Annotated in this window: 22 protein-coding genes; 7 read left to right on the top strand and 15 right to left on the bottom strand. The window is 63.8% G+C overall.

The window, feature by feature from the left end:
• Positions 1–8 precede the first annotated feature (8 nt).
• A complete protein-coding gene (locus ATB98_RS08055; RefSeq protein ID WP_066871657.1) occupies positions 9–752 on the top strand; it encodes a FadR/GntR family transcriptional regulator in 744 nt (247 codons plus the stop codon).
• A 184-nt stretch (positions 753–936) separates the two neighbouring features.
• On the opposite strand, the gene ATB98_RS08050 is transcribed toward ATB98_RS08055, so the two are convergent.
• The 6 genes from ATB98_RS08050 to ATB98_RS08025 all read right to left on the bottom strand — a co-directional run bounded on the left by ATB98_RS08050 (position 937) and on the right by ATB98_RS08025 (position 7,144).
• Positions 937–2,088: an ABC transporter ATP-binding protein gene (locus ATB98_RS08050; protein WP_066871654.1), complete on the bottom strand. Its 1,152-nt coding sequence runs from the start codon at positions 2,086–2,088 to the stop codon at positions 937–939.
• Positions 2,085–2,912 (bottom strand): carbohydrate ABC transporter permease, encoded by an 828-nt coding sequence (locus ATB98_RS08045; RefSeq protein WP_066871651.1) that lies wholly within the window; start codon positions 2,910–2,912, stop codon positions 2,085–2,087. Before ATB98_RS08045 ends, ATB98_RS08050 begins: the two co-directional genes overlap by 4 nt.
• Entirely contained in the window at positions 2,909–3,811 is a 903-nt protein-coding gene (locus ATB98_RS08040; protein WP_066871648.1) for a carbohydrate ABC transporter permease, read from the bottom strand. The genes ATB98_RS08045 and ATB98_RS08040 overlap by 4 nt, the downstream gene beginning before the upstream one ends.
• 103 nt (positions 3,812–3,914) lie before the next feature.
• Positions 3,915–5,147 carry an ABC transporter substrate-binding protein gene (locus tag ATB98_RS08035; RefSeq protein WP_066871645.1) on the bottom strand — a complete coding sequence of 411 codons (1,233 nt, stop codon included), beginning with the start codon at positions 5,145–5,147 and terminating at the stop codon, positions 3,915–3,917.
• Between the two features lie 60 nt (positions 5,148–5,207).
• Complete coding sequence (locus ATB98_RS08030; RefSeq protein WP_066871642.1) at positions 5,208–6,104, bottom strand: sugar phosphate isomerase/epimerase family protein; 897 nt, start codon at positions 6,102–6,104, stop codon at positions 5,208–5,210.
• An 11-nt stretch (positions 6,105–6,115) separates the two neighbouring features.
• The gene (locus ATB98_RS08025; RefSeq protein ID WP_084435374.1) at positions 6,116–7,144 is read right to left on the bottom strand and encodes a Gfo/Idh/MocA family protein; all 1,029 of its coding nucleotides are present in this window, start codon (positions 7,142–7,144) and stop codon (positions 6,116–6,118) included.
• 135 nt (positions 7,145–7,279) lie between these two features.
• Between ATB98_RS08025 and ATB98_RS08020 the strand changes: the two genes are divergently transcribed.
• Complete coding sequence (locus tag ATB98_RS08020) at positions 7,280–8,320, top strand: LacI family DNA-binding transcriptional regulator (RefSeq protein ID WP_066871820.1); 1,041 nt, start codon at positions 7,280–7,282, stop codon at positions 8,318–8,320.
• 210 nt (positions 8,321–8,530) lie between these two features.
• Positions 8,531–8,827, top strand: a complete 297-nt coding sequence (locus ATB98_RS08015; protein ID WP_066871636.1) for a hypothetical protein — start codon at positions 8,531–8,533, stop codon at positions 8,825–8,827.
• Between the two features lie 33 nt (positions 8,828–8,860).
• Here ATB98_RS08015 and ATB98_RS08010 read toward each other — a convergent pair whose 3' ends face one another.
• From ATB98_RS08010 to arfA, 6 genes are all read right to left on the bottom strand, one after another.
• Positions 8,861–9,781 (bottom strand): ArsR/SmtB family transcription factor, encoded by a 921-nt coding sequence (locus ATB98_RS08010; RefSeq protein ID WP_066871634.1) that lies wholly within the window; start codon positions 9,779–9,781, stop codon positions 8,861–8,863.
• A 247-nt stretch (positions 9,782–10,028) separates the two neighbouring features.
• Positions 10,029–10,853 (bottom strand): carbohydrate ABC transporter permease, encoded by an 825-nt coding sequence (locus ATB98_RS08005; protein ID WP_066871631.1) that lies wholly within the window; start codon positions 10,851–10,853, stop codon positions 10,029–10,031.
• A 3-nt stretch (positions 10,854–10,856) separates the two neighbouring features.
• Complete coding sequence (locus ATB98_RS08000) at positions 10,857–11,732, bottom strand: carbohydrate ABC transporter permease (protein WP_066871628.1); 876 nt, start codon at positions 11,730–11,732, stop codon at positions 10,857–10,859.
• 74 nt (positions 11,733–11,806) lie between these two features.
• A complete protein-coding gene (locus tag ATB98_RS07995; RefSeq protein ID WP_066871625.1) occupies positions 11,807–12,904 on the bottom strand; it encodes an extracellular solute-binding protein in 1,098 nt (365 codons plus the stop codon).
• 127 nt (positions 12,905–13,031) lie between these two features.
• Complete coding sequence (locus ATB98_RS07990) at positions 13,032–14,120, bottom strand: ABC transporter ATP-binding protein (protein ID WP_066871622.1); 1,089 nt, start codon at positions 14,118–14,120, stop codon at positions 13,032–13,034.
• Positions 14,121–14,183: 63 nt separating this feature from the next.
• Positions 14,184–15,704: an arabinosylfuranosidase ArfA gene (gene arfA / locus ATB98_RS07985; RefSeq protein ID WP_066871619.1), complete on the bottom strand. Its 1,521-nt coding sequence runs from the start codon at positions 15,702–15,704 to the stop codon at positions 14,184–14,186.
• Between the two features lie 359 nt (positions 15,705–16,063).
• On the opposite strand from arfA, the gene ATB98_RS07980 reads away from it, so the two are divergent.
• Positions 16,064–17,191, top strand: a complete 1,128-nt coding sequence (locus tag ATB98_RS07980) for a site-2 protease family protein (protein WP_066871616.1) — start codon at positions 16,064–16,066, stop codon at positions 17,189–17,191.
• Between the two features lie 49 nt (positions 17,192–17,240).
• On the opposite strand, the gene ATB98_RS07975 is transcribed toward ATB98_RS07980, so the two are convergent.
• Positions 17,241–17,717, bottom strand: coding sequence for a hypothetical protein (locus ATB98_RS07975; protein WP_066871613.1), 477 nt, complete (start codon positions 17,715–17,717; stop codon positions 17,241–17,243).
• A gap of 181 nt (positions 17,718–17,898) precedes the next feature.
• On the opposite strand from ATB98_RS07975, the gene ATB98_RS07970 reads away from it, so the two are divergent.
• Positions 17,899–19,152 (top strand): S41 family peptidase, encoded by a 1,254-nt coding sequence (locus ATB98_RS07970; protein WP_066871610.1) that lies wholly within the window; start codon positions 17,899–17,901, stop codon positions 19,150–19,152.
• Positions 19,153–19,231: 79 nt separating this feature from the next.
• Here ATB98_RS07970 and ATB98_RS07965 read toward each other — a convergent pair whose 3' ends face one another.
• Both ATB98_RS07965 and ATB98_RS07960 read right to left on the bottom strand, forming a co-directional pair.
• Positions 19,232–20,230 carry an ABC transporter permease gene (locus ATB98_RS07965; protein WP_066871607.1) on the bottom strand — a complete coding sequence of 333 codons (999 nt, stop codon included), beginning with the start codon at positions 20,228–20,230 and terminating at the stop codon, positions 19,232–19,234.
• A gap of 79 nt (positions 20,231–20,309) precedes the next feature.
• Positions 20,310–21,056 (bottom strand): ATP-binding cassette domain-containing protein, encoded by a 747-nt coding sequence (locus ATB98_RS07960; RefSeq protein ID WP_153435888.1) that lies wholly within the window; start codon positions 21,054–21,056, stop codon positions 20,310–20,312.
• A 213-nt stretch (positions 21,057–21,269) separates the two neighbouring features.
• On the opposite strand from ATB98_RS07960, the gene ATB98_RS07955 reads away from it, so the two are divergent.
• Complete coding sequence (locus tag ATB98_RS07955) at positions 21,270–22,250, top strand: NAD-dependent epimerase/dehydratase family protein (protein ID WP_066871603.1); 981 nt, start codon at positions 21,270–21,272, stop codon at positions 22,248–22,250.
• A gap of 47 nt (positions 22,251–22,297) precedes the next feature.
• Entirely contained in the window at positions 22,298–23,287 is a 990-nt protein-coding gene (locus tag ATB98_RS07950; RefSeq protein WP_066871600.1) for a sugar-binding protein, read from the top strand.
• Positions 23,288–23,352: the final 65 nt, after the last annotated feature.

Raw genomic sequence — 23,352 nt, 5'->3', positions numbered from 1 at the left:
TCTGCGAGATGCCGCCGGCAATCTTCGGCCATCGACCGGGCAAGAGAACGAGCCACAAGCTCGTCGTCGATGAGCTCGGCCAGGCGGTCGTCAGCGGCGAGTTCGCCGTCGGCGACACGCTTCCGGGCGATGCCGAGCTTGCGGCGCGCTTCAACGTCTCGCGCACGGTGCTCCGCGAGGCGATGAAGACGCTCGCGGCCAAGGGGCTCGTCGTCGCCCGCGCGAGGATCGGCACACGCGTGCTGCCGCACGCGAATTGGAATCTCTTCGACAGCGACGTTCTCTCATGGCGTTTCAATGCCGGCGTCGACGAGAAATTCCTCAACCAGGTGAGCGAGGTGCGCCTCGCACTCGAACCCTACGCCGCAAGTCTCGCCGCCCGCCGGGCAACGGATGCGGACATCGCCCGGATGATGCGGCTCGCCGTCGCCATGGGCGATGGCGGCCATAGCGCCCAGACGCTGGCGAAAGCCGACCTCGAATTCCATCTGCGCCTGCTCGAAGCCTCGCTCAACCCGTTCATGCGCACGGTCGGAAGCCTTATCGAGGCAGCGCTGGTGGGCGTCTTCCGCCTGACCAGCCCCACGGCCGACGAAGCCGAGATCGACCGCGTCGCAATGGCCCATATCCGTATCGTAGAGGAGATCGGCCGCCGCAACGAGGATGGTGCGCGCGAGGCGATGGAACATGTGATCCGGGTGGGGCAGGAACGGCTGATCCAGAACCTCAGGGCGCAGGAGATCGCGCGGTAACGGGGGCAGGATACTTCAACTGTTTCGAGGATTAGGGCGTGGGATTGGCCCCTCATCCGGCCTGCCGGCTACCCTCGCCCCGCGAGCGGGGCGAAGGAGACTCGCGGCAACGTTCCGGCGCCAACTCCAGCGCTCGCGGAGGGGGACGGGGACGCAGGCGGCGCCGCGGGTCCCCTTCTCCCCGTCAGGACGGGGAGAAGGTCGCGGCAGCGGGATGAGCGGCGGCCCGGGGCGCAAAACGCATCACGCCGGCTGCCCTCGCGACCTCGAGCCGCTTGCCCGTGTCGGCGTCGAAGAGATGGAGCTGCGTCGGCTCGATCGCGAGCCCGACGCGTTCGCCGCTTGCAATGTCCGGACGCCCGGTTTCGACGACCGTCAGTTCCGGTCGCGTCGCCGAGGTGACGTAGGTGGCGGAGCCGGTCGACTCGACGAAGCCGACGGGGACATCGAAGGCACCCTCTCCGCTCGCGACGATGCGGATGTGTTCCGGGCGGATGCCGACGGTCACCGCGACGCCGGCGGCGAGTGGCGCGGCAAGGGCGAGCCGCGCCCGCGTCGCCCCGAGGTCGAGAACCGCATGCATGCCGTCCTCGCCGACGATCGCCGGGATGAAGTTCATGGCCGGCGAGCCGATAAAGCCCGCGACGAAGCGGTTGGCCGGCCGGTCGTAGAGGTCGAGCGGGCGGCCCTGCTGCTCGATGACGCCGTCGCGCATGACGACGACGTGATCGGCCATGGTCATCGCCTCGATCTGATCGTGCGTGACGTAGACCGAGGTCGCGTGCAGCCGGTCGTGCAGCGCCCGGATCTCCTTGCGCATGTGCACGCGCAGCGCCGCATCGAGGTTCGACAGCGGCTCGTCGAAGAGGAACGCCTTCGGGTGGCGGATGATGGCGCGGCTCATCGCCACGCGCTGGCGCTGGCCGCCGGAGAGTTCGCGCGGATAGCGCTTCATGAGGTGCGTGAGACCGGTGGTCGCCGCCACGTCCGCCGCCGCCTTCAGGGCCTCGGCCTTCTTCACGCCACGGATGCGCAGGCTGTAGGTCAGGTTCTCCTCGACCGTCATGTGCGGATAGAGCGCGTAGGACTGGAACACCATGGCGACGTCGCGCTTGCGCGGCGGGACGTTGTTCATCAGCGCGCCGGCGATCTTCATCTCGCCCGTCGAGATCTTCTCGAGCCCGGCAAGCGACCTGAGCAGCGTGGACTTGCCGCAGCCGGAAGGCCCGACGAGCGCGACGAAGGTCCCCTCCTCTATCGCGAGGTTGATGTCCTTCAAGGCATGAAAGGCACCGTAGAACTTGTTGACGCCGTTGAGCTCGATCTGAAGGGTCATTTGAGGGCTCCCGAGGTGAGGCCGGAAACGATGCGGCGCTGCAAGAGGATGAAGACGGCGAGAACGGGCGTCACATAGATCGTGGCATAGGCCATGATGTTGTTCCATTCATTGGTGTTCGGCCCCATGAAGGAGTTGAGCCCGACGCTTGCCGGCTGCAGTTCGACGGCCTGGATCATCGACTTCGAATAGACGAACTCGCCGAAGGCCTGCATGAAGATCAGGATCGCGCTCACGAGAATGCCGTTCCTGGCCAGCGGCAGCACGATGTTGAAGAAGGCGCCGAAGCGCGAATTGCCGTCGACGAGCGCGGCCTCTTCGAGCTCCATCGGCACGCTCATGAAGGTCGCCCTGACAAGGACGACGAAGAAGGGCATGCTTTTCGCGGCGATCGCCAGGATGACCGCAAGCCGCGGTGTGTCGAGCAGGCCGAACTGCGAGAAGCCGACGAAGATCGGCGTCACCATCAGCGACGCCGGCAGCACCTGCAGCATCAGGATCAGGAACAGCCCGATATCGACCCAGACGCTGCGATAACGGGCGAGGACATAGGCGCAGCCGACGCCGAGCACCGCGATGAGTGAAACGGCACCGAGCGCGATCACCAGCGAGTTCCAGAGGTAGCGCCCCATGTTCCGGCTTTCCCAGACATGGGCGTAGATGCTCCATTGCGGCTCGCTGGGCAGGAATTTCGGCGGCGTCGCGAACATCGCCGAGCCGGTCTTCAGCGCGGTGATGTACATCCAGTAGAGCGGAAAGAGATAGATCGCCGCCAGCACCAGCGCGACGGCGAGCATCAGGCGGTTGCGCATTTGATCGCTCATCCCCGGACCTCATGGCGTGTGGAGCGCACATAGACGACGGAAGCGAGCATCACGAAGACGATCATGATCACCGAGATCGTCGCCCCCTTGGCGAAGTCGTATTGCCGGAACGAAAGGTCCCAGGCCCAATATTGCGTCACGTTGGACGAGTTGTTCGGCCCGCCGGAGGTGATCCCGGCGAAAAGGTCGAACTGCTGCAGCGTGAATATCAAGCCGAGCGCGATAATCGCGCCGATCGTCGAGCGCATCATCGGCAGGGTGATCGTGAAGAAGCGCTGCAGGGCATTGGCGCCGTCAAGCTCGGCCGCCTCATAAAGATCCTTCGGTATCCCCGACAGCCCCACCGAAAGCAGGATCATGTTGAAGGATGTGCCAAGCCAGATATTGGCGATGATCACCGCCCAGAGCGAATAATGCGGATCGGAGCGCCAGAAGATATTGCCGTCTATGATCCCCGTCTCCCGCAGGAAGAAGTTGAGGACGCCGAAATCGCCCGAGAGAATCCAGTTCCAGATCGCGCCGACGACGAGGCCGGGCATGACCCAGGAGACGAGAAAAAGCCCGCGAAGCCAGGATGCGCCCGGAAAGTTCATCGAGAAGAACAGGGCAAGACCGAAGCCAATGAGGAACTGGCCGGCGATCGAGGCGCTGACGAAGAGCGCGGTGTTGAGGAGAATGGGCCGGGTTTCGGGCTGCGAGAACAGGTCGACATAGTTCTTGAAGCCGACGAAGGGGCGCGCGAAGGTTCCGAGGCTGAACATGTCGACCTCCTGGAAGCTCATCACGACGTTGTAGACGAGCGGCAGTCCGGAAAGGACGAGCAGGAAGGCGAGCGGCAACAGGACGAGGCCGATATCGAAGCCCTTCCCGTCCGTCACACTGGCTAGAATTCTCTTCATTGGCTATCCCCCTTCCCGCAGGCGATCCCGGCCGGAGCCGGAGATCGCCTTTCTCGGGAGGAAACGAGGACGGATACCGGGCGTGGGCTCCGCCGGTGAACGATCAGCCCAGGACCGCCTTGATCTTCTCGGCCGCCTGGTCGAGCGCCTCCTTGGAGCTCATCTGGCCGGTCAAGGCAGCCTGGATCGCGTCCTGGATCGCCTTGGAGATCTTCGGCCATTCCGGGTGCGGGCCGCGCGGCTTGGCATATTTCAACTGCTCCAGGAAAACCTTGAGCGCCGCATCCTTCAAGGGCTCGCCGGTCGCCGGGATGGATATGTCGGAACGCGCCGGCAACTGACCGAAATCCTTGAACATCCTGTCGTCCTGCGAGACGAAATACTCGAGAACCTTGAAAGCCTCCTGCGGATGCTCGGTGCTGGAAAAGATCGCCCAGTTAAAATCGCCCATGGCCGAGGAACGCTCGGCGCCGAGCGCCGGCACCGGCAGCAGCGCGACACCCCAGTCGAACTTCGCCTCCTTGATCATGCGATCGAGTTCCCATGGACCGGAAATCGCCATGGCTGCATTGCCGGAATTGAACGTGCCGGTCGAATCCCACTGGCCGCGCGTCAGCGTGTCGGGCGACGCGAGCTTCTCGTCCAGGATCGTCTTCCAGAGGTCGAGCGCCTTCACCGCGCCCTCGGAATTGATCTTGTCGTAACCGCCGCCCGCCATCTGCGCCCAGGGCAGGAACTGGAACGTCCCCTCCTCGTTCGCCTTGGCGGAGAAGGCAAGGCCGTACACGTTTGCGGCCGGGTCCGTCAGCTTGCGCGCGGCCTCGACGAGTTCGTCCCAGGTCTGCGGCGGCTTGTCCGGGTCGAGGCCCTTCGCCTTGAACATATCCTTGTTGTAGAAGAGGGCGATGGTGTTGGTCGCCTTGGGGATGCCGTAATATTTCCCGTCCCACGTCACCGAAGCGAGCGGCCCGGGAAAATAGTTCTCGGTCTTCACCACCGAGGATTTCGCGATCATGTCGGTGAGGTCGAGAAAGGCGCCGCGCGAAGAAAAGAGCGCGTGCTCGGGATTGTCGACGGCGATGATGTCCGGCGCCTGTCCGGTCGAGTAGGCGCGCATCGCCTCGCTGACGACGTCGTCGAACTGGATCTGCCGATATTCGACTTTAATTCCCGTATTGAGCTTGTTGAAATCATTGATCAGGTTCGGCGCCGGCTGAATGTCGCGGTCAAGCGACCAGACGCTGATCGTCACGTCCTCGGCGCTTGCCGACAGGGCCGATAACGAGACACTGGCAAGGGCGAACACGCCCAGCATTGCATATCTGCGGATACCCATAGACTCCTCCTCTTGGTTATCCCGCAGCCGGCGCCCTCCACGCCGGCCATCAGGCATGTGTCAGGCCGCGATGAAATCGCCGCCGCGGCATCGTTTCAGGTAATTCAAGGCGTGCACCTGGCCGGTCATTTCCAGCGCGTCGCGGTAGACCGGGTCGTGCCAGCCCTCGATGTCGATCGACCCGGACCAGCCGGCGAGCCGGAGTTCGGAGATGATGTCGGTCCAGTTGCTGTCGCCGAAGCCGGGGGTGCGCATGAAGACGAATTGCTCCTTGCCGAAGATGCCATGCTCGCGGATGACGTCCCAGCGGATGGTCGCGTCCTTGCCGTGCACATGGAAAATCTTTTGGGCCCATTTGCGGATCTGCGGCAACGGATCGATAAGGTAGACCATCTGGTGGCAGGGCTCCCATTCGAGGCCGAGATGGTCGTCCGGCGTCTCGTTGAAGATCAGCTCCCAGGCATCCGGATTGTGCGCGATGTTCCAGTCGCCGGTTGCCCAATTGCCGTCCATGGCGCAGTTCTCAAAGGCGATCTTCACGCCCTTGTCGGCGGCGCGTGCGGCAAGCTCGCGCCAGACCTTGCGGTATCGCGGCAGGCTGTCGGTGAGCGGCCGCCCGCGGACACGACCGGTGAAACCCGCGACGCAGGTCGCGCCGAAATGGTGGGCGTTGTCGATGCAGGCTTGCCAGCCTTCGAGCGTCTCGAGATCGATCTGGGTTTCCTCGAGCGGATTGCCGAACATGCCGATGGTCGAGATGGTGATGTCGCGGTCGCCGATCGCCTCAAGGCAGCGTTTGCCGAGCTCGGCGAGGTCCTGGCCGTTGGTGGTCTGCCAGAAGAACGGCTCGAAGCTCTCGAAGCCGAGGTCGGCGATCTCGCCGATGCGCTTTGCGGCTTCGCCCTTGGTGGCGCTGACCATGGTGCCGATGCGGATGGACTTGGCTGGATTGCTCACCGGATACCTCTTCAGATTGTCACGCGCTGCCGGGTGCGGGCGCTCTCGATCGCCGCAAACACCATGGCAAGGCTGTTGATGTTGTCGTCGCCCGCCGTTTCCGGCTTCGTTCCGCTGCGGATCGCCGCGACGAAATCGGCGATCACGCTGGCGTGGCCATGCGTCTGACGCGGATCGGCGGGCCCCGGAATCTCGATCGGCGCAAGCTCGCGCAGGAACCCCTCGCTGCCGACGACCGCATTGGCCTGGAGATCGTCGGCGCCGTCCCAGGTAAGCGTGCCCCTGGTGCCGATGATCCGCCACGCGCTTTCCCAGCTCGTATTGGCGCCCTCGGCGCACCAGGAGCCGCGATAAGTGAAGGTCACGCCGTCCGACAGTTCGAAGATCGCCGTCGCGGCCGCCCCGTGCGCGTACCAGGAGCCGCGCGGGTTTTCTTCGTGGCAGTAGGCGGCGAGCGGCGTCTTGCCGGCAATGAAGCGGGCGGCGTCGAAGGTGTGGATCGCCATGTCGAGAAGCAGCACATGCTCCATCTCCTCGCGAAAGCCGCCGAAATGCGCGCCGATGAAGAAATCGCAATGAAGTGCCGTCACCTCGCCGAGCGCCCCGCTTTCGACGAGGCGGCGGATGCGGCGGACGCCCGTGATGAAGCGGCGGTTCTGGACGACCGCATGAAGCCTGCCCGCCTCCTCCGCGAGCCGGATCAATTCGTGCCCGGCTTCGAGCGACGCGGCCATCGGCTTCTCGCTGAGAACGTGGCAGCCGTGCCGGAGCGCCGTGGCGACCACATCGCGACGGGCGGCGGGAACGACGATGTCGAAGAGAATGTCCGGCTTCGTTTCGCCGAGCACCGCATCGAGATCCGAACCGATGACGGCACCCTGAACGTCAAACTCTGCGGCAAGCGCGCGAGCGGCATCGGGGTTCACGTCGACAAGCCCGACGATGCGGATTGCGGACCGGAGCTCGGGGTCTGCGGCAATCGCCTTGACCCAGCCTTTGGCCATAGCTCCGCACCCGCACAGAACTGCGCGCAAAATCACTGTTCTCCTCCCACAAACCTACGATTTCGCCTTGTTACGGCTACCGTAAACGTTTACGGTACTATGCGGCCTTTCTGAAACATGTCAATAGGGATTCGGAGGAGTCGGCGGATTGTGAAGGAGGAAGCGCTCCGCATGAAGGGAATTCGGCGCCTGGCGCAGCATCTCGACATCTCAATCGGAACGGTCTCGCGGGCGCTGAACGGCCGCCCCGACGTCAATGAGGAGACGCGCAGGCGCGTGCTGGAGGCGGCCACGGAGCTCGGCTACGTGCCCAACCAGTCGGGCCGCAGCCTGCGGCAGGGCACCACCAACATCATCGGCTTCATGATGCAGACGGGGACGGAGATCACCGGCCAGGGCGACACCTTCTTCATGAGCGTCTTCGACGGCGTGCAGGCGGTTTTCTCCAGGCACCAGCTCGACCTGGTTGCCCTGCTCTGCTCCTCCGAGGAGGATCCGAGCGACTATCTGAGGCGCGTCGTGGCGCGCGGCTTCGCCGACGGTCTCATCCTCTCGGCGACGCAGCGGCACGATCCCCGCATCGAGTTCCTGGCCGAGCGCAACATTCCCTTCGTAACCCTCGGACGAAGCCTGACGGACGCGGGCCGGCCATGGCTCGATCTCGATTTCGAGGGGATGGCCCAGGCCGCCATCGACCGGCTTGTCGCCCGCGGGCATCGCCGCATCGCCGTCACGCGCCCGCATGACGACGTCAATCTCGGCTACATCTTCGTCGACCGCTGCCGCGAAGCCCTGGCCGCGCATGGCCTGGCGCTGGACGAGGAGTTGATCTTCCGCTCGACGCCGAACGAGGCCGGCGGGTACCAGATCGCGCGCGACCTGCTGGCGCTCGAAGATCGGCCGACGGCCATCCTGCTCGTCAACGAAACGATCGCGGTCGGCTTCTACCAGGCGCTCTCCGAAGCGGGCGTCCGGCCGGGCCGTGACATCGCGGTGATCGGGCGCTACAGCCCGCAGGCGCATTTCCTCTCGCCGCCGCTCACCTGCTTCCGCCTGAAGCTGCGCGAACTCGGCATCGCGCTTGCCGAGACGCTGCTGTCGACGATGCCGGCCTTCAAGCACCATTATCCGCAGGCCCTGGTGAACGCCGTCTGGCCGATGGAGCTCGTCGAGGGCGAAAGCGACGCGCTTACGCTCGACGCCGCCGGTTGAAGGCCGGCATCGCGCGCTGGATCATTTCCGCAATCCGCATGTTTGTAGGTTAGCCGCGGCTTCCTTAAATCGGCTCCGATTCAAGGACACAGTCATGCGGCATTCAACGGCCGGCCGCCTCGCGCGCCGATGAGAGGTGCTGGCCGCCCGCAGACACTTTCGGCTGCAGTCCCGGACAGACTTGGCGGCTGCTCCTGCAAGGAGATTGCAATGCGCCTTTTTTTCCTTTTTTTCGCGGGGCTCTCGACCACCGCCTTCGCCCATGACGCTCCGAGCGGATGGCAATATCCGACTGCCTGTTGCTCGAACCTGGATTGCCGCCAGGTTGCCGGGACGGCAATCAGCGAGCGCCCGCAGGGCTACATTGTCAACGCCACCGGCGAGGTGCTCCCCTATGCCGACAGCCGCGTCCGCATTTCGCCGGACGGCGCGTATCATTGGTGCTCGGCTGCGGGCAAGGCTTACGGGAAAACAATCTGTCTCTTCGTGCCGCCCCGGGCCTACTGAGGGTCGCCCGCCAGCCGACAAGCGGTTCGACGCTCAGAAATAGATCGTCATGACGATATCCTGATCGAAATCGCCGAAGCCCTTGCCGAAGATGTTGAGCCCGCCGGGGTTCTCAGCCTTCTCGTCGATGCCGATGCGGAAGCGGATGGAATGATGGTCCGGAATGCCGAGCGAGGTTATCGTCTGGGTCGACACCATCGCGCCGTCGATCCAGGTGCCCCGTTCGTCGATGCTCCAGGTCTTGAGCTTGCCGTATTGCGACCCGCTGAGTTTCCACCAGGATGGGGAATACATGCCCCGGCGATCGCCGAAGTCGCCGGGGGAGGTCCAGTAGCCGGCCTTGATGCCGTTGATCCAGATGGAAATGTCGGAAGGCCAGTTGGCGTTCGTCGCCGGCGTTTCGGAGCTGAGTTCCGCGGAGAACTCGATCTTGCGGATCGGCCGGCCGCTGACCTTGGCATTGTTCGGGAACTTGTATTCGACATAGCCGCGCGTGAACCAGAGGAGCGCCGCCTGCATGCGCTGCGGGTCGAGGAAGACCTCCTGGACGTCCAGCATGCCGATGACGTTGTTGACCGAGCATAGTCCGCACGGCGCCTCCACCTCGAACTCGGTGAAGAGGCCGATCGGCATGCTGACGCTCACGACGTCGTTCGAAAGGTTGGTGCGGTCATCGAAGCGGATCAGGATCTCGCCGTAGATGCTGGAACAGATCTTCTGATTGCCCTTGGACGCCTTCATCGTATGCGTCTGGATGAGGCCGGCCTTTTCGAGCGACTTCAGGTTCGTCGCGGTCGTCGACTGCGGCAGCCCCATATGGGCGGCAATCTCGTTGACGTTCAGCGGTCCCTTGAGGCGCAGGAGATTGAGGATTTCGATCCGCGTGGCGGAGCCCAATGCCTGCACGACCTCGACATCCTTGATCGGGTCCACCGTAAGAAGCTTCGTCTCCATGCTCTGGTACTGACACTCCGGCTAGAGCATTTTGCGGTCAGGTGAAATCACCGGACGTCGCATAAATGCGGCAAAAACAAACAGAAGAGCGGTGGCGCGAACGCGTGTGAGCGCATTCCGCTCTGAAGCATCGGCTTATCTGCGCTGATACCACGCGCGCCCGCCATTTGTCGCATTGTTTCAAGGTCGCGCCCGGCCCACGGCTTGGGAGAGTTCGCCGTGGGCCGGGCAAGGATGGCGCGCGGGCTCATCCTTTGATCCCCGATGACAGCATCAGCGCCTGCGTCACCCGCTTCTGGAAGAGCAGGTAGGCCAGCGCCACCGGCATCGCCGCGAGAATGGCGACCGCCATGTCGCGGGCGTATTTGACGCCGAAGGCGTCGTCGACCTGCGTGATGCCCACGGTGACCGTCATCATGTCTTCCGAATTCGTCACCAGGAAGGGCCAGAGAAACGCGTTCCAGGCCATGATGTAGGTGATGATCGCGAGCGCGGTGGTGATCCCCCAATTGAGCGGCAGATAGAGCCGGAACAGGATCTGGAAATCGCCGCAACCATCGAGCTTCGCCGCCTCGCGCAGCTCATTCGGCACCGAGTCGAAGAACTGCTTGTAGACGATCACCACCACCGGAACGATGAGCTGCGGCAGGATGATGCCGCCCCAGGTGTTGATCAGTCCGAAGCGGTACATCAGCACGAACTGCGAAACGACGAGCGCCTGGGACGGAACCATGAAGCTCGCGAGAATGATGCCGTAAAGCAGCCTTCGGCCCGGAAAGACGATCTGCGACAGCGCATAGGCGCACATCACGCTGATCAGGATGACGACCACGGTGACGGTGATCGAGGTAACCAGCGAGTTCACATACCAGGCGGAAAGGTTGGTCTCGAACAGGGCGAAATAATAGGCCGAGAAGTTGAAGACGTCCGGGATGAAGGTCGTTTTGGTGACGACCTCCTGCTCCGGCTTGATCGAGGTCACCACCGCCCAATAGAGGGGAAAGGTCCACATGCAGGCGATGCACAGCGTCAGGACCAGAAGAAGGATGTTGCCGACGGATTTCCGTTGCATCGGTCAGCGCCCCCTTACGCGCAAGAGCTGATATTGCAGCACCGAAACGGTGACGATGATCAGGAACAGGAAGACCGCCACGGCCGAGCCCAGCCCGCCGTGGTTCAGACGGAATGCCTCGCGGTAGACGAGCTGCAAGAGCACATAGGTCGAGTTGAAGGGACCGCCCTCCGTCATCAGGTAGACCTGATCGAAGATCTTGAGCTGAAGGATGAGCTGCAGCGTCAGGACGAGCGCGGTGACCGGCCAGATGAGCGGCCAGGTGATGCGCTGGAAGCATTGCCAGCGCGTGGCGCCGTCGAGCGTTGCCGCCTCGTAATAGTCTGCCGGAATGTTCCGCAGTCCGGCGATGAAGAGCAGAAGATTAAAGCCGTTCGTCCACCAGACGGTCACGAGCGCCACCATCGGCATCGCCCAGATCGGATCGCGGAAGACGCTGATGCGCTTGCCGGTGAAGAGCTCGATGACATATTGGGCGATGCCGAATTGCTGATCGAGCACCCACTCCCAGATCTGCGTCACGACCGAAACAGGCAGGATATAGGGCAGGAAGAACAGGACCAGCACGAGGCTCTGCAGCCAGCCCCTCAACCGCACGACCATCAGCGCCAGGCCGAGGCCGATCAGCGTGTTCGGCACGACGGTGAGCACGACGAAATAGCCGGTGTTCCACGCCGACGTGAAGAAGAGCTTCTGATTGATGAGCTTCAGATAATTGTCGAAGCCGACCCACCGGCCCTCGCCGATCAGCGGCGCGTCGGTGAAGCTCAGGGCGAACATCTTGTAGACCGGATAGGCGAAAACCGTGAGATACGTGATCACGAATGGCGCGATCATCAAAGCCGCGGTCAGCGCCTTGCCTCGTCTGTCGCTCGTCATCACCGTATTACTCCTCCCTCGCCCCATGTCGTCCGGACGGACCGGCCGCTCGGCCGGTCCTTCTTTTCAGTCGCTTACATCTGGCCCTTCAGTTCCTCGCGCATCTGCTCGATCGCCTCCTCGGGGTCGAGCTGGCCGTTCAAGGCCGGGACGATGAAGTTCTGTGTCGCCTCGTAGATCGCTCCGCCGACGCCGGCGAGCGGCGAGACGGGGTGGAAGACGGCGGTATCGGCGAGCTTGACGTAGGTCGCATTCGGCTGCATCGCCTTGAACTCGGCGCTGTCGGTCACCGGCTTGTAGGCGGGAATGTGACCGGCACCCGCCCAGGAGAGGCTGTGCTCGTTCATCCAGGCGATGATCTGAAGCACCGCCTTAAGCTTCTCCGGCGTAATCGGTTTTGCCTCGCTGTTCGGCACGGCAAAGGCGTGAGAGTCGGCCCAGCTTGCCTGCTCGCCCATCAATACGGGAACCTGGATCGCGCCCCATTCGAAGCCGAGATTGCCGTTCTTCTCGAGATCGACCATCGTCGGCACTTCCCAGACGCCGTTGATGTGCATGGCCGCCTTGCCGGAGGTGAAGAGGGCGATCGAGGCCTCATAGGAGATGAGCTGCGGCGAATAGCCGGACGACACCCAATTCGCCATGGTCGTCAGCGCCTTGACGCCGGCGTCTCCGGGCAGGATCTCCTCGCCCTCCATGAACTTGCCGCCCTGTTGGGCAATCAGCGTGTAGAACACGCGCCACATGGAGCCGCCTTCGTCGGTATGGAGCGAAAGCGGGTACTGGACCTTGCCCGTCGCCTTGATCTTCTCGAGCGCCGCATTGAAATTGTCGAGTCCGTCAAGGCCCTTGGGCAGCCCGTCATCGCCAAGCAGCCCCGCCTCCTTCAGGATGTTCTTGTTGTAATAGAGGACGATCGAATGAACGTCGAAGGGAACGCCGTAGGCCGTGCCCTCCGACGAGGCCGAGTTCCAGCTCGCCTCGACATAGTTTTCCTTCTTGATGCCGGCGGCGGCGAGTTCTTCCGGCGCCAGCGGGCGCAGCGCCTTCATGCGAACGCCGTCGCCGCCGCTCAGGAAATCCCACCAGGTGATGTCGGTCTGGGCATGGGCGACTGCCGAAGGCAGCACCGCCAGCGCCCCCGCGAGGGCAAGTCTCAGTAGCTTCCTCATGTCTTCCTCCTCCTTGTCATGACGCTCTAAGTCCAACGGCTTCGGGCCGCATCGTTTCCTGTCCGGGCGTCCTCTCCTCGGACGCCAGGCCATGCCTTAATTCTGCTCCGTATCCGATTTGCGGATATCAACGCAGCCGCGCACCCTGCCGGTCAAAGGCGAACACGTCCCCGGACGACAGTGTGAGACGGATCGGCTGCTTCGGCTGCGGCCGTTCCTGGCCGCGGCATTCGAGCGTTATCTCTTCGCCTGAGGCCGTCAGCGCGTGCAGGTAGCCGGTGCCGCCCAGTTCCTCGATGAATTCCGCCGTCGCTCTGAGCGGGATGCCGCCTTCCCGCTCGCCGAGCGCGATGTGCTCCGGCCTGGCGCCGACGAAAATTTCCTCGCCTGCCGCAAGACCGGCCTTTGCCCGGATTGCGAACGGAACCCCCGGGGCGTCGTCGAGCTCGACCGTGAGCCCGTCGCCGCTACCGGGCACGACGCGCGCTTTTAGGAAATTCATGGCCGGCGAGCCGATGAAGCCCGCGACGAACATGTTGTCCGGGTCGCGATAGAGCGCGAGCGGAGCGCCGATCTGCTGGACCACGCCGCCCTTCAGGACGACGATCTTGTCGGCAAGCGTCATCGCCTCGACCTGGTCGTGGGTGACATAGACCATCGTCGCGCCGATCTGCCGGTGCAGGCGGGCGATTTCCATGCGCATCTTGACCCGGAGCTCGGCGTCGAGATTGGAGAGCGGCTCGTCGAACAGGAAGACGCGCGGCTCGCGCACGATCGCCCGGCCGATCGCCACGCGCTGGCGCTGGCCGCCGGAAAGCTGGCTCGGCTTGTGGTTCAGGTAGTCGGAAAGGCGCAAGACCTCGGCGGCTGCCCGCACCTTCTTTTCGATCTCCGCCTTCGGCCGCCTGGCGATCGAGAGGCTGAAGGCCATGTTGTCGAACACCGAGAGGTGCGGATAGAGGGCGTAGGACTGGAAGACCATCGCGACGCCGCGCTTCGAAGCCTCCCGGCGGGTGACATCCTCGGCATCGATCCGGATCTCGCCGCCGGTCGTGTCCTCGAGCCCGGCGATCATCCGCAGCAGCGTGGACTTGCCGCAGCCCGACGGCCCGACGAAGACGGCGAACTCGCCCTGCTCGATTTCGATGTCGACGTCGTTGATCACCTTCACGACGCCGAACGACTTGCTGACGCCGGTCAACTTGATTCCGGACATTGGACCTCCCGATCGTGGCGTGAAATCCGGGGGCGATCCTCCATCGCCCCGGAACGGACAGGCTCAGGCCGAAGCCACGGACAAGAGGACGAAATGGTAGGATTTCGGCGGCAGCGAGCCGACGAGCGCGCCCGCGTCGTCGACGGCGAGCTCCCTGCCCGCCTTCGGCACGATCCGGTTTTGATCCTCGACCGAGTTGCGCGCCTTCAGGTCGTCGCCCGCGAGCATGCGGTGTTCAACGATCTTCGCCCCCTTGAAGCCCTGGAGGTCGATCGTGACGCCGAGCGGCTCGTCGAGGCTGCGGTTGATGGCGAAGACCGCGATCGACCTGCCGTCGTCGCTGAGCACCGCCGAGAGATCGAGATAGGGAACGTCCTGGGCGACGTCGCAATCATAGGTCGGACCCGCCTGCGCCACGGCGAGCGCCGTGCCGCGCCCGTATTTCGAGGCATATTGCAGCGGATAATAGATCGATTGGCGCCAGGCGGGCCCGCCGGCCTTGGTGAGGATCGGCGCGATGACGTTGACGAGCTGCGCCATGCAGGCGATCTTGATCCGGTCGGACCGGCGCATGAAGACGTTGAGCAGCGAGCCGACGAAGATCGCGTCCTCGAGATTGTAAAGCTCTTCGAGCAGCGGCGGCGCTTCCGGCCAGTCCCAGCTGGTGATGCGCTCGCCGTCCTCCTTGCGATCGTGATACCAGACGTTCCACTCGTCGAAGCAGATCTTCACGTCGCGCCTGGAGCGCTTCTTCGCCTTGATATAGTCGATGACGCCGCCGATCGTGACGATGTAGCGGTCGAGATCGATCGCCTTGGCGTAGTAGTTGAGCGTATCCTGCTCCTCGTTGCCGAAATACTTGTGCAGCGAGATGTAGTCGACGCTGTCGTAGCTGGCGTCGAGAACCGTCGCCTCCCATTCCGGATAGGTCTTCATCTTGTCGTTCGACGAGCCGCAGACCACCGTTTCCAGGGTCTTGTCGAAATATTTGAAGGCCTTGCTCACCTCGTTGGCGAGGTGCCCGTATTCGGCGGCACTCTTGTGCCCGACCTGCCAGGGCCCGTCCATCTCGTTGCCGAGGCACCAGACGCGCACGTTGTGCGGCTCCTTGTAGCCGTGCCTGGCGCGCAGGTCGCTCCAGTAGGTGCCGCCCGGATGGTTGCAGTATTCGAGGAAATTGCGGGCGTCATCGAGACCGCGCGAGCCAAGATTCATCGCCAGCATCATCTCGGTGCCGGCGAGCCTGGCCCAGTCGGAGAATTCGTTGACGCCGATCTGGTTGGTTTCGCGCGTGCGCCATGCAAGATCCAGCCGCACCGGCCGTTCGCTCCGCGGCCCGATCCCGTCCTCCCAGCGATAGGCGGAAACGAAGTTGCCGCCGGGATAACGCACGATCGGCATTTCGAGGTCGCGCACCATGTCGAGCACATCGGTGCGAAAGCCGTTCTCGTCCGCCGTCTCGTGGCCGGGCTCGTAGATGCCGGTATAGACCGCACGACCCATATGCTCCAGGAAAGAACCATAAACCCGCTTGTCGACGGACGAGATCGTGTATTCCCGGTTAAGGGTCGCTTTGGCTCGCATGGGCTTCCTCGTTTGTTGAATTCGATTTTGGGCAAAGCTAAACTGTATGATTTTTTATTTCAACTATTTTGTTTTATATCGAAAAATACGATATATACACTTCACCCACCTCGCTGCAAAGCAGGTGATCGCGCCGCACACGGCAAACGGCGGGGGCGGGATATCCCTCTTTACAGGGGTTAGCGGAACGATCCCCGTCCATGCCGATTAGATGACTGGCCGCCTTGCGATGGATTGACCGGATTGTCTATCCGGTCCGGCGCTGTCATCATGAATGCGCCCTGTCGGCCAGGATGGCGACGACGACCTCCTGCGCAGCCGCGGGGACGGAGTCGCGACGCGACGGGAGCGTATCGCCCATGGGCTGGTCCATCAAACTTGGAACGATTGCCGGCACGGCCATCCGCGTGCATGTGACCTTCGCGCTGCTTCTCGTCTGGATATGGCTGATGCATTACCGGATCGGCGGTACGCCGGCCGCCGTGGAAGGCATCGCCTTCGTCATCGCGGTTTTCGTCTGCGTCGTGCTGCATGAATTCGGCCATATCGCCGCGGCGCGCCGTTTCGGCATCAACACGCCGGACATCACATTGTTGCCGATCGGCGGTGTCGCCCGGCTCGAGCGCATGCCGGAGGAACCCGGCCAGGAGTTCGTCATCGCCATCGCCGGCCCGCTGGTCAACGTCGCGATCGCAGCGGTGCTCATCGCCATGCTCGGCACCACGGTCGGAATGGACCAGATGGCAGACGTCGAAGATCCGCAGGGGGGCTTTCTCGCACGTCTTGCCGGGGTCAACGTCTTCCTCGTGCTGTTCAACATGATCCCGGCCTTCCCGATGGACGGCGGCCGGGTGCTGAGAGCGGCGCTCGCCTCGCGGCTGAGCTGGTCGCGCGCAACGCAGATTGCCGCGATGATCGGCCAGGGGCTTGCTTTCGTCTTCGGCTTCGTCGGCCTGTTCTACAATCCGCTGCTGATCTTCATCGGCATCTTCGTTTATCTGGCGGCGACGGCCGAGGCGCAGAACGCCCAGATCCGGGAAATCTCGGGTAGCGTCCTGATCGCCGATGTCATGATCACCGAGTTCGCAAGCCTCGACCGCTCGGCAACCATCGACGATGCGATCGACACCCTGCTTGCGACGACGCAGCGCGAGTTCCCGGTGGTCGATGCCGCCGGCCGCTTCGAGGGCCTGCTGACGCGCGACGACATGATCCGTACGCTGAAGGAAAGAGGTCCGGCGACGCCGGTGGTCGCCGCAATGCGCCGCGACATACCGACGGTCCATCACCGCAAGCGTCTCGAAGAGAGCCTCAAGCTCATGCAGAGCGCGAATTCGCCGGCGGTCGCCGTGCTCGACGGTGCGGACCGCCTGGTCGGGCTGATGACGCATGAGACCATCGGAGAAATGATGATGGTGCGTGCCGCCGCGGCGGGCGGCTTCCGCTTCGGCCATCTGCGTCAGAGCGGATCGAAGAGCCGCGGCTGATCGCAAGCATGTTGCCCTGAAATCGGGAGGGGTCTGCTGGGTATTGCCACTAGGATGACTCGCCCGGCGCCAGGAGCGCGGCCGAGATCGCCGCGAAGCCGAGCAACTTCGCGGCGGCAACGGCCATGTGGCCGGTCTCCCATCTCAACCGCACCGCCTCGAAGTCCGGCGGGATCGGCCCCGGTCTCCAGGATGCCAGGATCGCGTTTGCCGGCGCGACGAGCGTGAACCAGGCCGCAAGCCCTGCGGCCAAAAGAACGGCGCCCCCCAGGGCGAACCAGAAGGCCGGCCTCTCGCTCGCGAGCAGGTAGGCAAGCAAGGACGCGCTGAGTATGGCGGCCACGTCGACCGGACCGCCGACCTTCGCGAAAAGCGCGAACTGGCCATTGAAGACCGTGGTTTCCCGCCATAGCTCGGGAGACCAGACGACGAGCCTCGGCGGCGCCTCCAGCACGTGGGCATAGGAAGGGCCGAGGCTGAGAGCGGCGAGCAGCAGCGATGCCAGGCTTGTCAGATAGAGGACCATTGCTCGGTCTTTGAACCGATTTTCCATAGCGATGCCTTCAACCACGGTGACCGGCGGTTGTTCCGGAGGAAGATCCGTGAGCATCCGCTACGGTCACGGATGCTCACGGAATCTTGTTGATCGCAGGCTCGCTGCAGCCGTGGTTCTGCCGGTATGATCTTCAAGGAACGGAGGTCCGTCCATGCACGCGACGATGCCAAGGGTCCTGCTGACAGCGCTCCTGCTTCTCATCATTCCCGGCCAAAGCCTTGGCCTCGATTTGCCGCGGTCCGGCCACCCGGTGTTCGACCGCGTCGTCGCCCTCGTGGTCGAGAATTTCCATGATGCTTCCGCGCTCGATCGTTTTGGCGGCGCGGTGCGGCGGGAACTCTCCAAGGCGGACCAGCCGCTGACGGCGAAAAGCGAGGCGCCCGACGTCGATGCGGCGATCGAACGGGTGCTCGCCAGTCTCGAGGCGTCGCATACGGGCCGCTTCAAGCCGGACACGATCGCCTATTACGAACTCGCCGACATCTTCCGCTTTGCCATCCGCAATGATGCCAAGCGGCTGTTTCCGCCGGACGGCGAGGTCCGCTATGACGGCATCGGCATGGTCACGCGGCTCGAAAACGGCCGGCGCTTCGTCAGCGACGTCTATGACGGCCTGGCGGCCGACCGCGCCGGCATCCGGGTCGGCGACGAGGTCCTGTCGGTGGACGGTGCCCCCTATCACGAAATCGGGTCCTTCCGAAACAAGAGCGGCCAGGCGGTGGAGATCAGCCTCAGGCGTCACCGGGACGCGCCCCCCTTCACCGTCACCGCCAAGGTCGATCGAGCGAGGCCGCTCGCTGCATTCGAGCGGGCGATCGAGAACAGCATGACGATCGATGAAAGCGAAGGCCGTCGCGTCGGTTATCTGCGCCTGTGGACGCTTTCCACCCGGGACGGCCTCGATATCGTTGCCCGCGAGCTGGCGGTCGGACGCCTCAAGGATGCCGATGGCGTCATCGTCGACCTGCGGGGCCGCTGGGGCGGCGGTCCGCCAGACGCCGCCGAGCTCTTCGTCGGCGATACGCCGACCTTCCGGCTGGTGCCGCGCAGCGGAAAGGACATCCTCGCCAATGTCCGCTGGCGCCGACCGGTCGTCGCCATCATCGACGAAGGCGCCAGAAGCGGTCTCGAACTCTTCGCCTATGCGCTGAAGGCGAACGGAATTCCGCTCGTCGGAACGCGCACGGCGGGCGCGCTTCTCGCCGGACGCGCCTATCTGCTCCCCGACGACAGTTTGCTCGAGCTTGCCGTCTCGGACGCCATCATCGACGAGGGCGTGCGGCTGGAGGGCCGCGGTGTCGGGCCCGATATCGCCGTTCCGTTCACGCTTCCCTATGCGGACGGCCGCGATCCGCAGCTCGACGCCGCGATGAAGGAGATGCGCCGCATCCTCGCGAAAGGCTGAGACCGCAGGCGTTTTCCTGAATCTTTAGGACCATGTGCGGCCGCAAGTTCACCTTCCGCCTTGCCTCCCTGCCGCCACGTCATTCGCTCTGCCGCACATTGCGGATGCGGTCGAAGAGGACGGCGAAGACGATGGCGCCGCCGATGAAGGTTCCCTGCCAGAAGGCGTTGATGCCGAGAAGCCCGAGGCTGTTGCGGATCACTTCGATGAGCGCCGCGCCGATCAAGGCGCCGGACGCGGTGCCGACGCCGCCCGCCAGGTTGGCGCCGCCGATGACGGCGGCGGCGATGACCTGAAGCTCCATCCCCGCGCCGATATTGGTGGTGACGGCGCCGAGCCAGCCGGTCTGGATGATGCCGGCGATCCCCGCCGAAAGCGCCGAGATCATGTAGACGATGACCTTGATCCGCCTGACCGGCACGCCCGTCAGCGTTGCCGCATGCTCGTTGCCGCCGATCGCGAAGACGTAGCGGCCGAACTTGGTCCAGCGCAGCACGAAGCCGGTGAGCAGGGCGAGGACGATCATGTAGAGCACCGGATTGGCAATGCCGAGGAACCAGGCGCCGCCGCCGAGCGCCAGCAGAGTGTCGTGATCCGGTCCGAACTGGAAGACGACGGTGTTGTTGGAGGCGACCATTGCCAGGCTTCGCGCGATCGACAGCATGCCGAGCGTGATCACGAAGGGCGGGAAGCCGAGATAGGCGATCATCAGGCCGTTGAACGCGCCGATGATCAGCGCGGTCGCGACCGAGGCGGCAATCCCGACCTCGATGCTGTAGCCGGCATTCATCACCACTGCGAGGATCATGCTGCAGAGACAGAGGACCGAGCCGACGGAAAGATCGATGCCGCCGGTGATGATCACCAGCGTCATGCCGAGCGCGATGATCGCAACGAAGGTGAAGTTGCGCGTGATGTTGTAGAGGTTCTTCGGCGTCGCGAAAGAATCGGTGGCAAAGGACAGGAATATGCAGGCGAGAATCACGGCGAGCAGAACCCAGAACGCCTGGCTCCCCAGCATCGACGCCAGCCAGCCCCGCTGCCTCTCTCCGATCGCCCGATCGAGCGTAATTGCCATGGTTGCCCTTCGCTTCCTGTCGCGGGAGGGAGGTGCGTGCGGCTGCCTCGGATCCCGCGTCTCACCCCGTTAAAAGCGTTCACACCTGTTCTATGGCGCCGGTGATCAGCCCGGTCACCTCTTCCGGCGACGTTGCCGCGATCGGCTTGTCGGCGACCTTCCTGCCCCGCCGCATCACGACGACGCGGGTTGCAACGTCGAAGACGTCCGGCATGCGATGGCTGATGAGCACGACGGCGATGCCCCGCTCCCGCAACTCGCGGATCAGATTGAGGACCTCCGCCACCTGCCGCACCGAGATCGCCGCCGTCGGCTCGTCCATCAGCACGATCTTGGCCTCGGAAAGCATGGTGCGGGCGATGGCGACCGCTTGCCGCTGGCCGCCCGACATCTGCTTGACGAGGTCGCGGGCCCGCGTTTCCGACTTCAGCTCCTTGAAGATCTCACCGGCGCGCCGGTACATGGCCTTGTAGTCAAGGATGCGCAGCGGCCCGACGCCGCGCCTGAGCTCCCGCCCGAGAAAGACGTTCGCCGCCGCCGTCAGGTTGTCGCAGAGCGCGAGATCCTGGTAGACGATCTCGATGCCGTGCTGGCGTGCCTCCACCGGACGATGCAGGACGAGTTCGGTGCCCTCGAGGAGCATCTTTCCATGGCTCGGCCGGAAATTGCCGGCAATCATCTTGACCAGCGTCGACTTGCCGGCGCCGTTGTCGCCCATGAGGCCGACGACTTCGCCGGCGTGAAGCGACAGAGAGACGTCGCTTACCGCCTGTATGGCGCCGAAATGCTTGGAAATATTGGCGAGTTCGAGGACCGCCACAGCCATCTAGCCTCCCGAAACCAGAACCCTCGCCGCCGCCGCGATCGCTTTCCCGTTCTCCTCCCCGGGAACGGGTTCGCCCATTTACGCAAAAGCGCGCGATAGCGTCAATCAATTGTCCTACGAATCGGGCCGCACATACGGGCTAATTCATATTGTATGACAAATAGCCGTTGACGTTCGCGCCAAGCAGATATTAGCTAGTGGCAGGAGGAGAGCATGCTGATCCTTGTCACCGGTGCAACGGGCAAGGTCGGGCGGCACTTCATCGCGGGGCTGCTTGACGATCCGCGTTTTTCCAAGGCGCGCATCCGCGCGCTTTGCCATAATCGTTTGTGCGCCGAAACCGACCGGACCGAGGTGATGCGCGGTTCGATCGCCGAACGGGAGGTCGTCGAGCGGGCGCTGTCCGGTGTCACGCATGTCGTGCATCTCGCCACCTGCAAGGAGACCCCCGACAGCGTCGTGGACGTGACGGTCAAGGGCCTGTTCTGGCTGCTTGAAGCATTTCGCGTCAGCACCACCGCGCGGCAGTTCATCCTCATCGGCGGCGACGCCGGGATCGGCCATTTCTACCATCGCCACGCCGGGCCGCTCACCGAGGCGACCCCGCACCGCGCCTATCCCGGATGCTACGCGCTGTCGAAGGTGCTGGAAGAGGTGATACTCACGCAATACGGCATCCAGTACGGACTGAACGGCTGCTGCCTGCGCGCCCCATGGATCATGGAGAAGGACGATTTCAAATACACGCTGTCCTTCGGTAACGACGTGTTCGGCGGGCCGGACTGGAAGACGCTCGTTCCCGAAGCGGATGCGAAGCGCTATGCGAGCGAGGGCACCGTGCCGCTGCTGCGCGACGCCGACGGGCGCCCGCTGAAGCGTAACTTCGTGCATGTCGACGACCTCGTATCCGCGATCCTGGCGGCACTCGACAATCCGCGTGCGTCCGGCGAGCTCTTCAACATCGCGATGGACCAACCGGTCGATTACGGCGAGGTCGCCGCCTACCTCGCCCGCACGCGCGGTCTTGGTTCCGTCGACATACAAAGCCGGTTCCACTCCAACTGGATGGACAACACGAAGGCCAGGTACCTCCTGGAGTGGCGGCCATCCTACGATCTGGAGAAGCTCATCGAATCGGCCTGGCGCTATCGGCGCTCCCCGGATGATCCGCGCATCGTCTGGTATCCGGGTTGAATTGCATGGCGGGCACATGGGTGTCCGTTTTTTCAAGGGAGGAAGGAATGAGGAAGGCACTATTGCTTGCCGTCGCCGCATTGGCACTCAGCGCCGGAACGGCCATGGCCCAGAAGAAGCAGCTCGTCATCGTCGTCAAGGGCCTCGACAACCCGTTCTTCGAAGCGATCAACCAGGGTTGCCAGAAGTGGAACAAGGAGAATCCGGATTCGGAATATGAGTGCTTCTACACCGGCCCCGCGTCGACATCGGACGAGGCCGGCGAGGCGCAGATCGTCCAGGACATGCTCGGAAAGGCAGAGACCGCCGCCATCGCCATCTCGCCCTCCAACGCCAAGCTCATCGCGCAGACGCTCAGAACCGCCAATCCGACGATCCCGGTGATGACGGTCGACGCCGATCTCGCCGCCGAGGATTCGGCGCTTCGCAAGACCTACCTCGGAACCGACAATTATCTGATGGGCTACCGCATCGGCGAATATATCAAGAAGGCCAAGCCGAACGGCGGCAAGATCTGCACGATCGAGGGCAATCCTGGCGCCGACAACATCCTGCGCCGCGCCCAGGGCATGCGCGACGCGCTTACCGGCCAGAAGGATCTGGCGGAGCTCAAGGGTGAAGGCGGCTGGACCGAAGTTGCCGGCTGCCCGGTCTTCACCAATGACGACGGCGCCAAGGGTGTCCAGGCGATGACCGATATCCTTGCCGCCAATCCCGACCTCGATGCGTTCGGCATCATGGGCGGATGGCCGCTCTTCGGGGCGCCGCAGCCCTACCGCGACCTGGTCAAGCCCATGGCCGACAAGCTCGCCAAGAACGAATTCGTCATCGGCGCGGCCGACACGATCGGCGAGGAGGTAGCGATCGCAAAGGAAGGACTGGTAACGGCGCTTGTCGGGCAGCGGCCCTTCGAAATGGGCTACAAGGCGCCTTCGGTGATGCTCGACCTGATCGCCGGCAAGCCCGTCGAGGACCCGGTCTTCACCGGCCTCGACGAATGCACCAAGGACACGGCCGACACCTGCATTCAGAAGTGAGCCGCCGCGCTCCTCGGGTCTTGCCCCTCTCCTCGGGTTCGACCCGAGGACCAGCCCTCTCCCCG

The organism is Sinorhizobium saheli, assembly GCF_001651875.1.
Lineage (GTDB): Bacteria > Pseudomonadota > Alphaproteobacteria > Rhizobiales > Rhizobiaceae > Sinorhizobium > Sinorhizobium saheli.
Note: the sequence above shows the minus strand (reverse complement) of the source record. Positions and strands in the feature narration are given on the sequence as shown.

Excerpts from the sequence above, each read along its gene's own strand:
- ATB98_RS08000 (WP_066871628.1), bottom strand. The coding sequence starts at position 11,732 with ATGACGAGCGACAGACGAGGCAAGGCGCTGACCGCGGCTTTGATGATC.
- ATB98_RS07975 (WP_066871613.1), bottom strand. The coding sequence starts at position 17,717 with ATGGTCCTCTATCTGACAAGCCTGGCATCGCTGCTGCTCGCCGCTCTC.
- ATB98_RS07970 (WP_066871610.1), top strand. The coding sequence starts at position 17,899 with ATGCACGCGACGATGCCAAGGGTCCTGCTGACAGCGCTCCTGCTTCTC.
- ATB98_RS07950 (WP_066871600.1), top strand. The coding sequence starts at position 22,298 with ATGAGGAAGGCACTATTGCTTGCCGTCGCCGCATTGGCACTCAGCGCC.
- ATB98_RS07955 (WP_066871603.1), top strand. The coding sequence starts at position 21,270 with ATGCTGATCCTTGTCACCGGTGCAACGGGCAAGGTCGGGCGGCACTTC.
- ATB98_RS08020 (WP_066871820.1), top strand. The coding sequence starts at position 7,280 with ATGAAGGGAATTCGGCGCCTGGCGCAGCATCTCGACATCTCAATCGGA.
- ATB98_RS08050 (WP_066871654.1), bottom strand. The coding sequence starts at position 2,088 with ATGACCCTTCAGATCGAGCTCAACGGCGTCAACAAGTTCTACGGTGCC.
- ATB98_RS07980 (WP_066871616.1), top strand. The coding sequence starts at position 16,064 with ATGGGCTGGTCCATCAAACTTGGAACGATTGCCGGCACGGCCATCCGC.
- ATB98_RS07960 (WP_153435888.1), bottom strand. The coding sequence starts at position 21,056 with ATGGCTGTGGCGGTCCTCGAACTCGCCAATATTTCCAAGCATTTCGGC.
- ATB98_RS07995 (WP_066871625.1), bottom strand. The coding sequence starts at position 12,904 with ATGAGGAAGCTACTGAGACTTGCCCTCGCGGGGGCGCTGGCGGTGCTG.
- ATB98_RS08035 (WP_066871645.1), bottom strand. The coding sequence starts at position 5,147 with ATGGGTATCCGCAGATATGCAATGCTGGGCGTGTTCGCCCTTGCCAGT.
- ATB98_RS07990 (WP_066871622.1), bottom strand. The coding sequence starts at position 14,120 with ATGTCCGGAATCAAGTTGACCGGCGTCAGCAAGTCGTTCGGCGTCGTG.
- ATB98_RS08040 (WP_066871648.1), bottom strand. The coding sequence starts at position 3,811 with ATGAAGAGAATTCTAGCCAGTGTGACGGACGGGAAGGGCTTCGATATC.
- arfA (WP_066871619.1), bottom strand. The coding sequence starts at position 15,704 with ATGCGAGCCAAAGCGACCCTTAACCGGGAATACACGATCTCGTCCGTC.
- ATB98_RS08015 (WP_066871636.1), top strand. The coding sequence starts at position 8,531 with ATGCGCCTTTTTTTCCTTTTTTTCGCGGGGCTCTCGACCACCGCCTTC.
- ATB98_RS08045 (WP_066871651.1), bottom strand. The coding sequence starts at position 2,912 with ATGAGCGATCAAATGCGCAACCGCCTGATGCTCGCCGTCGCGCTGGTG.
- ATB98_RS08005 (WP_066871631.1), bottom strand. The coding sequence starts at position 10,853 with ATGCAACGGAAATCCGTCGGCAACATCCTTCTTCTGGTCCTGACGCTG.
- ATB98_RS07965 (WP_066871607.1), bottom strand. The coding sequence starts at position 20,230 with ATGGCAATTACGCTCGATCGGGCGATCGGAGAGAGGCAGCGGGGCTGG.
- ATB98_RS08010 (WP_066871634.1), bottom strand. The coding sequence starts at position 9,781 with ATGGAGACGAAGCTTCTTACGGTGGACCCGATCAAGGATGTCGAGGTC.
- ATB98_RS08055 (WP_066871657.1), top strand. The coding sequence starts at position 9 with ATGCCGCCGGCAATCTTCGGCCATCGACCGGGCAAGAGAACGAGCCAC.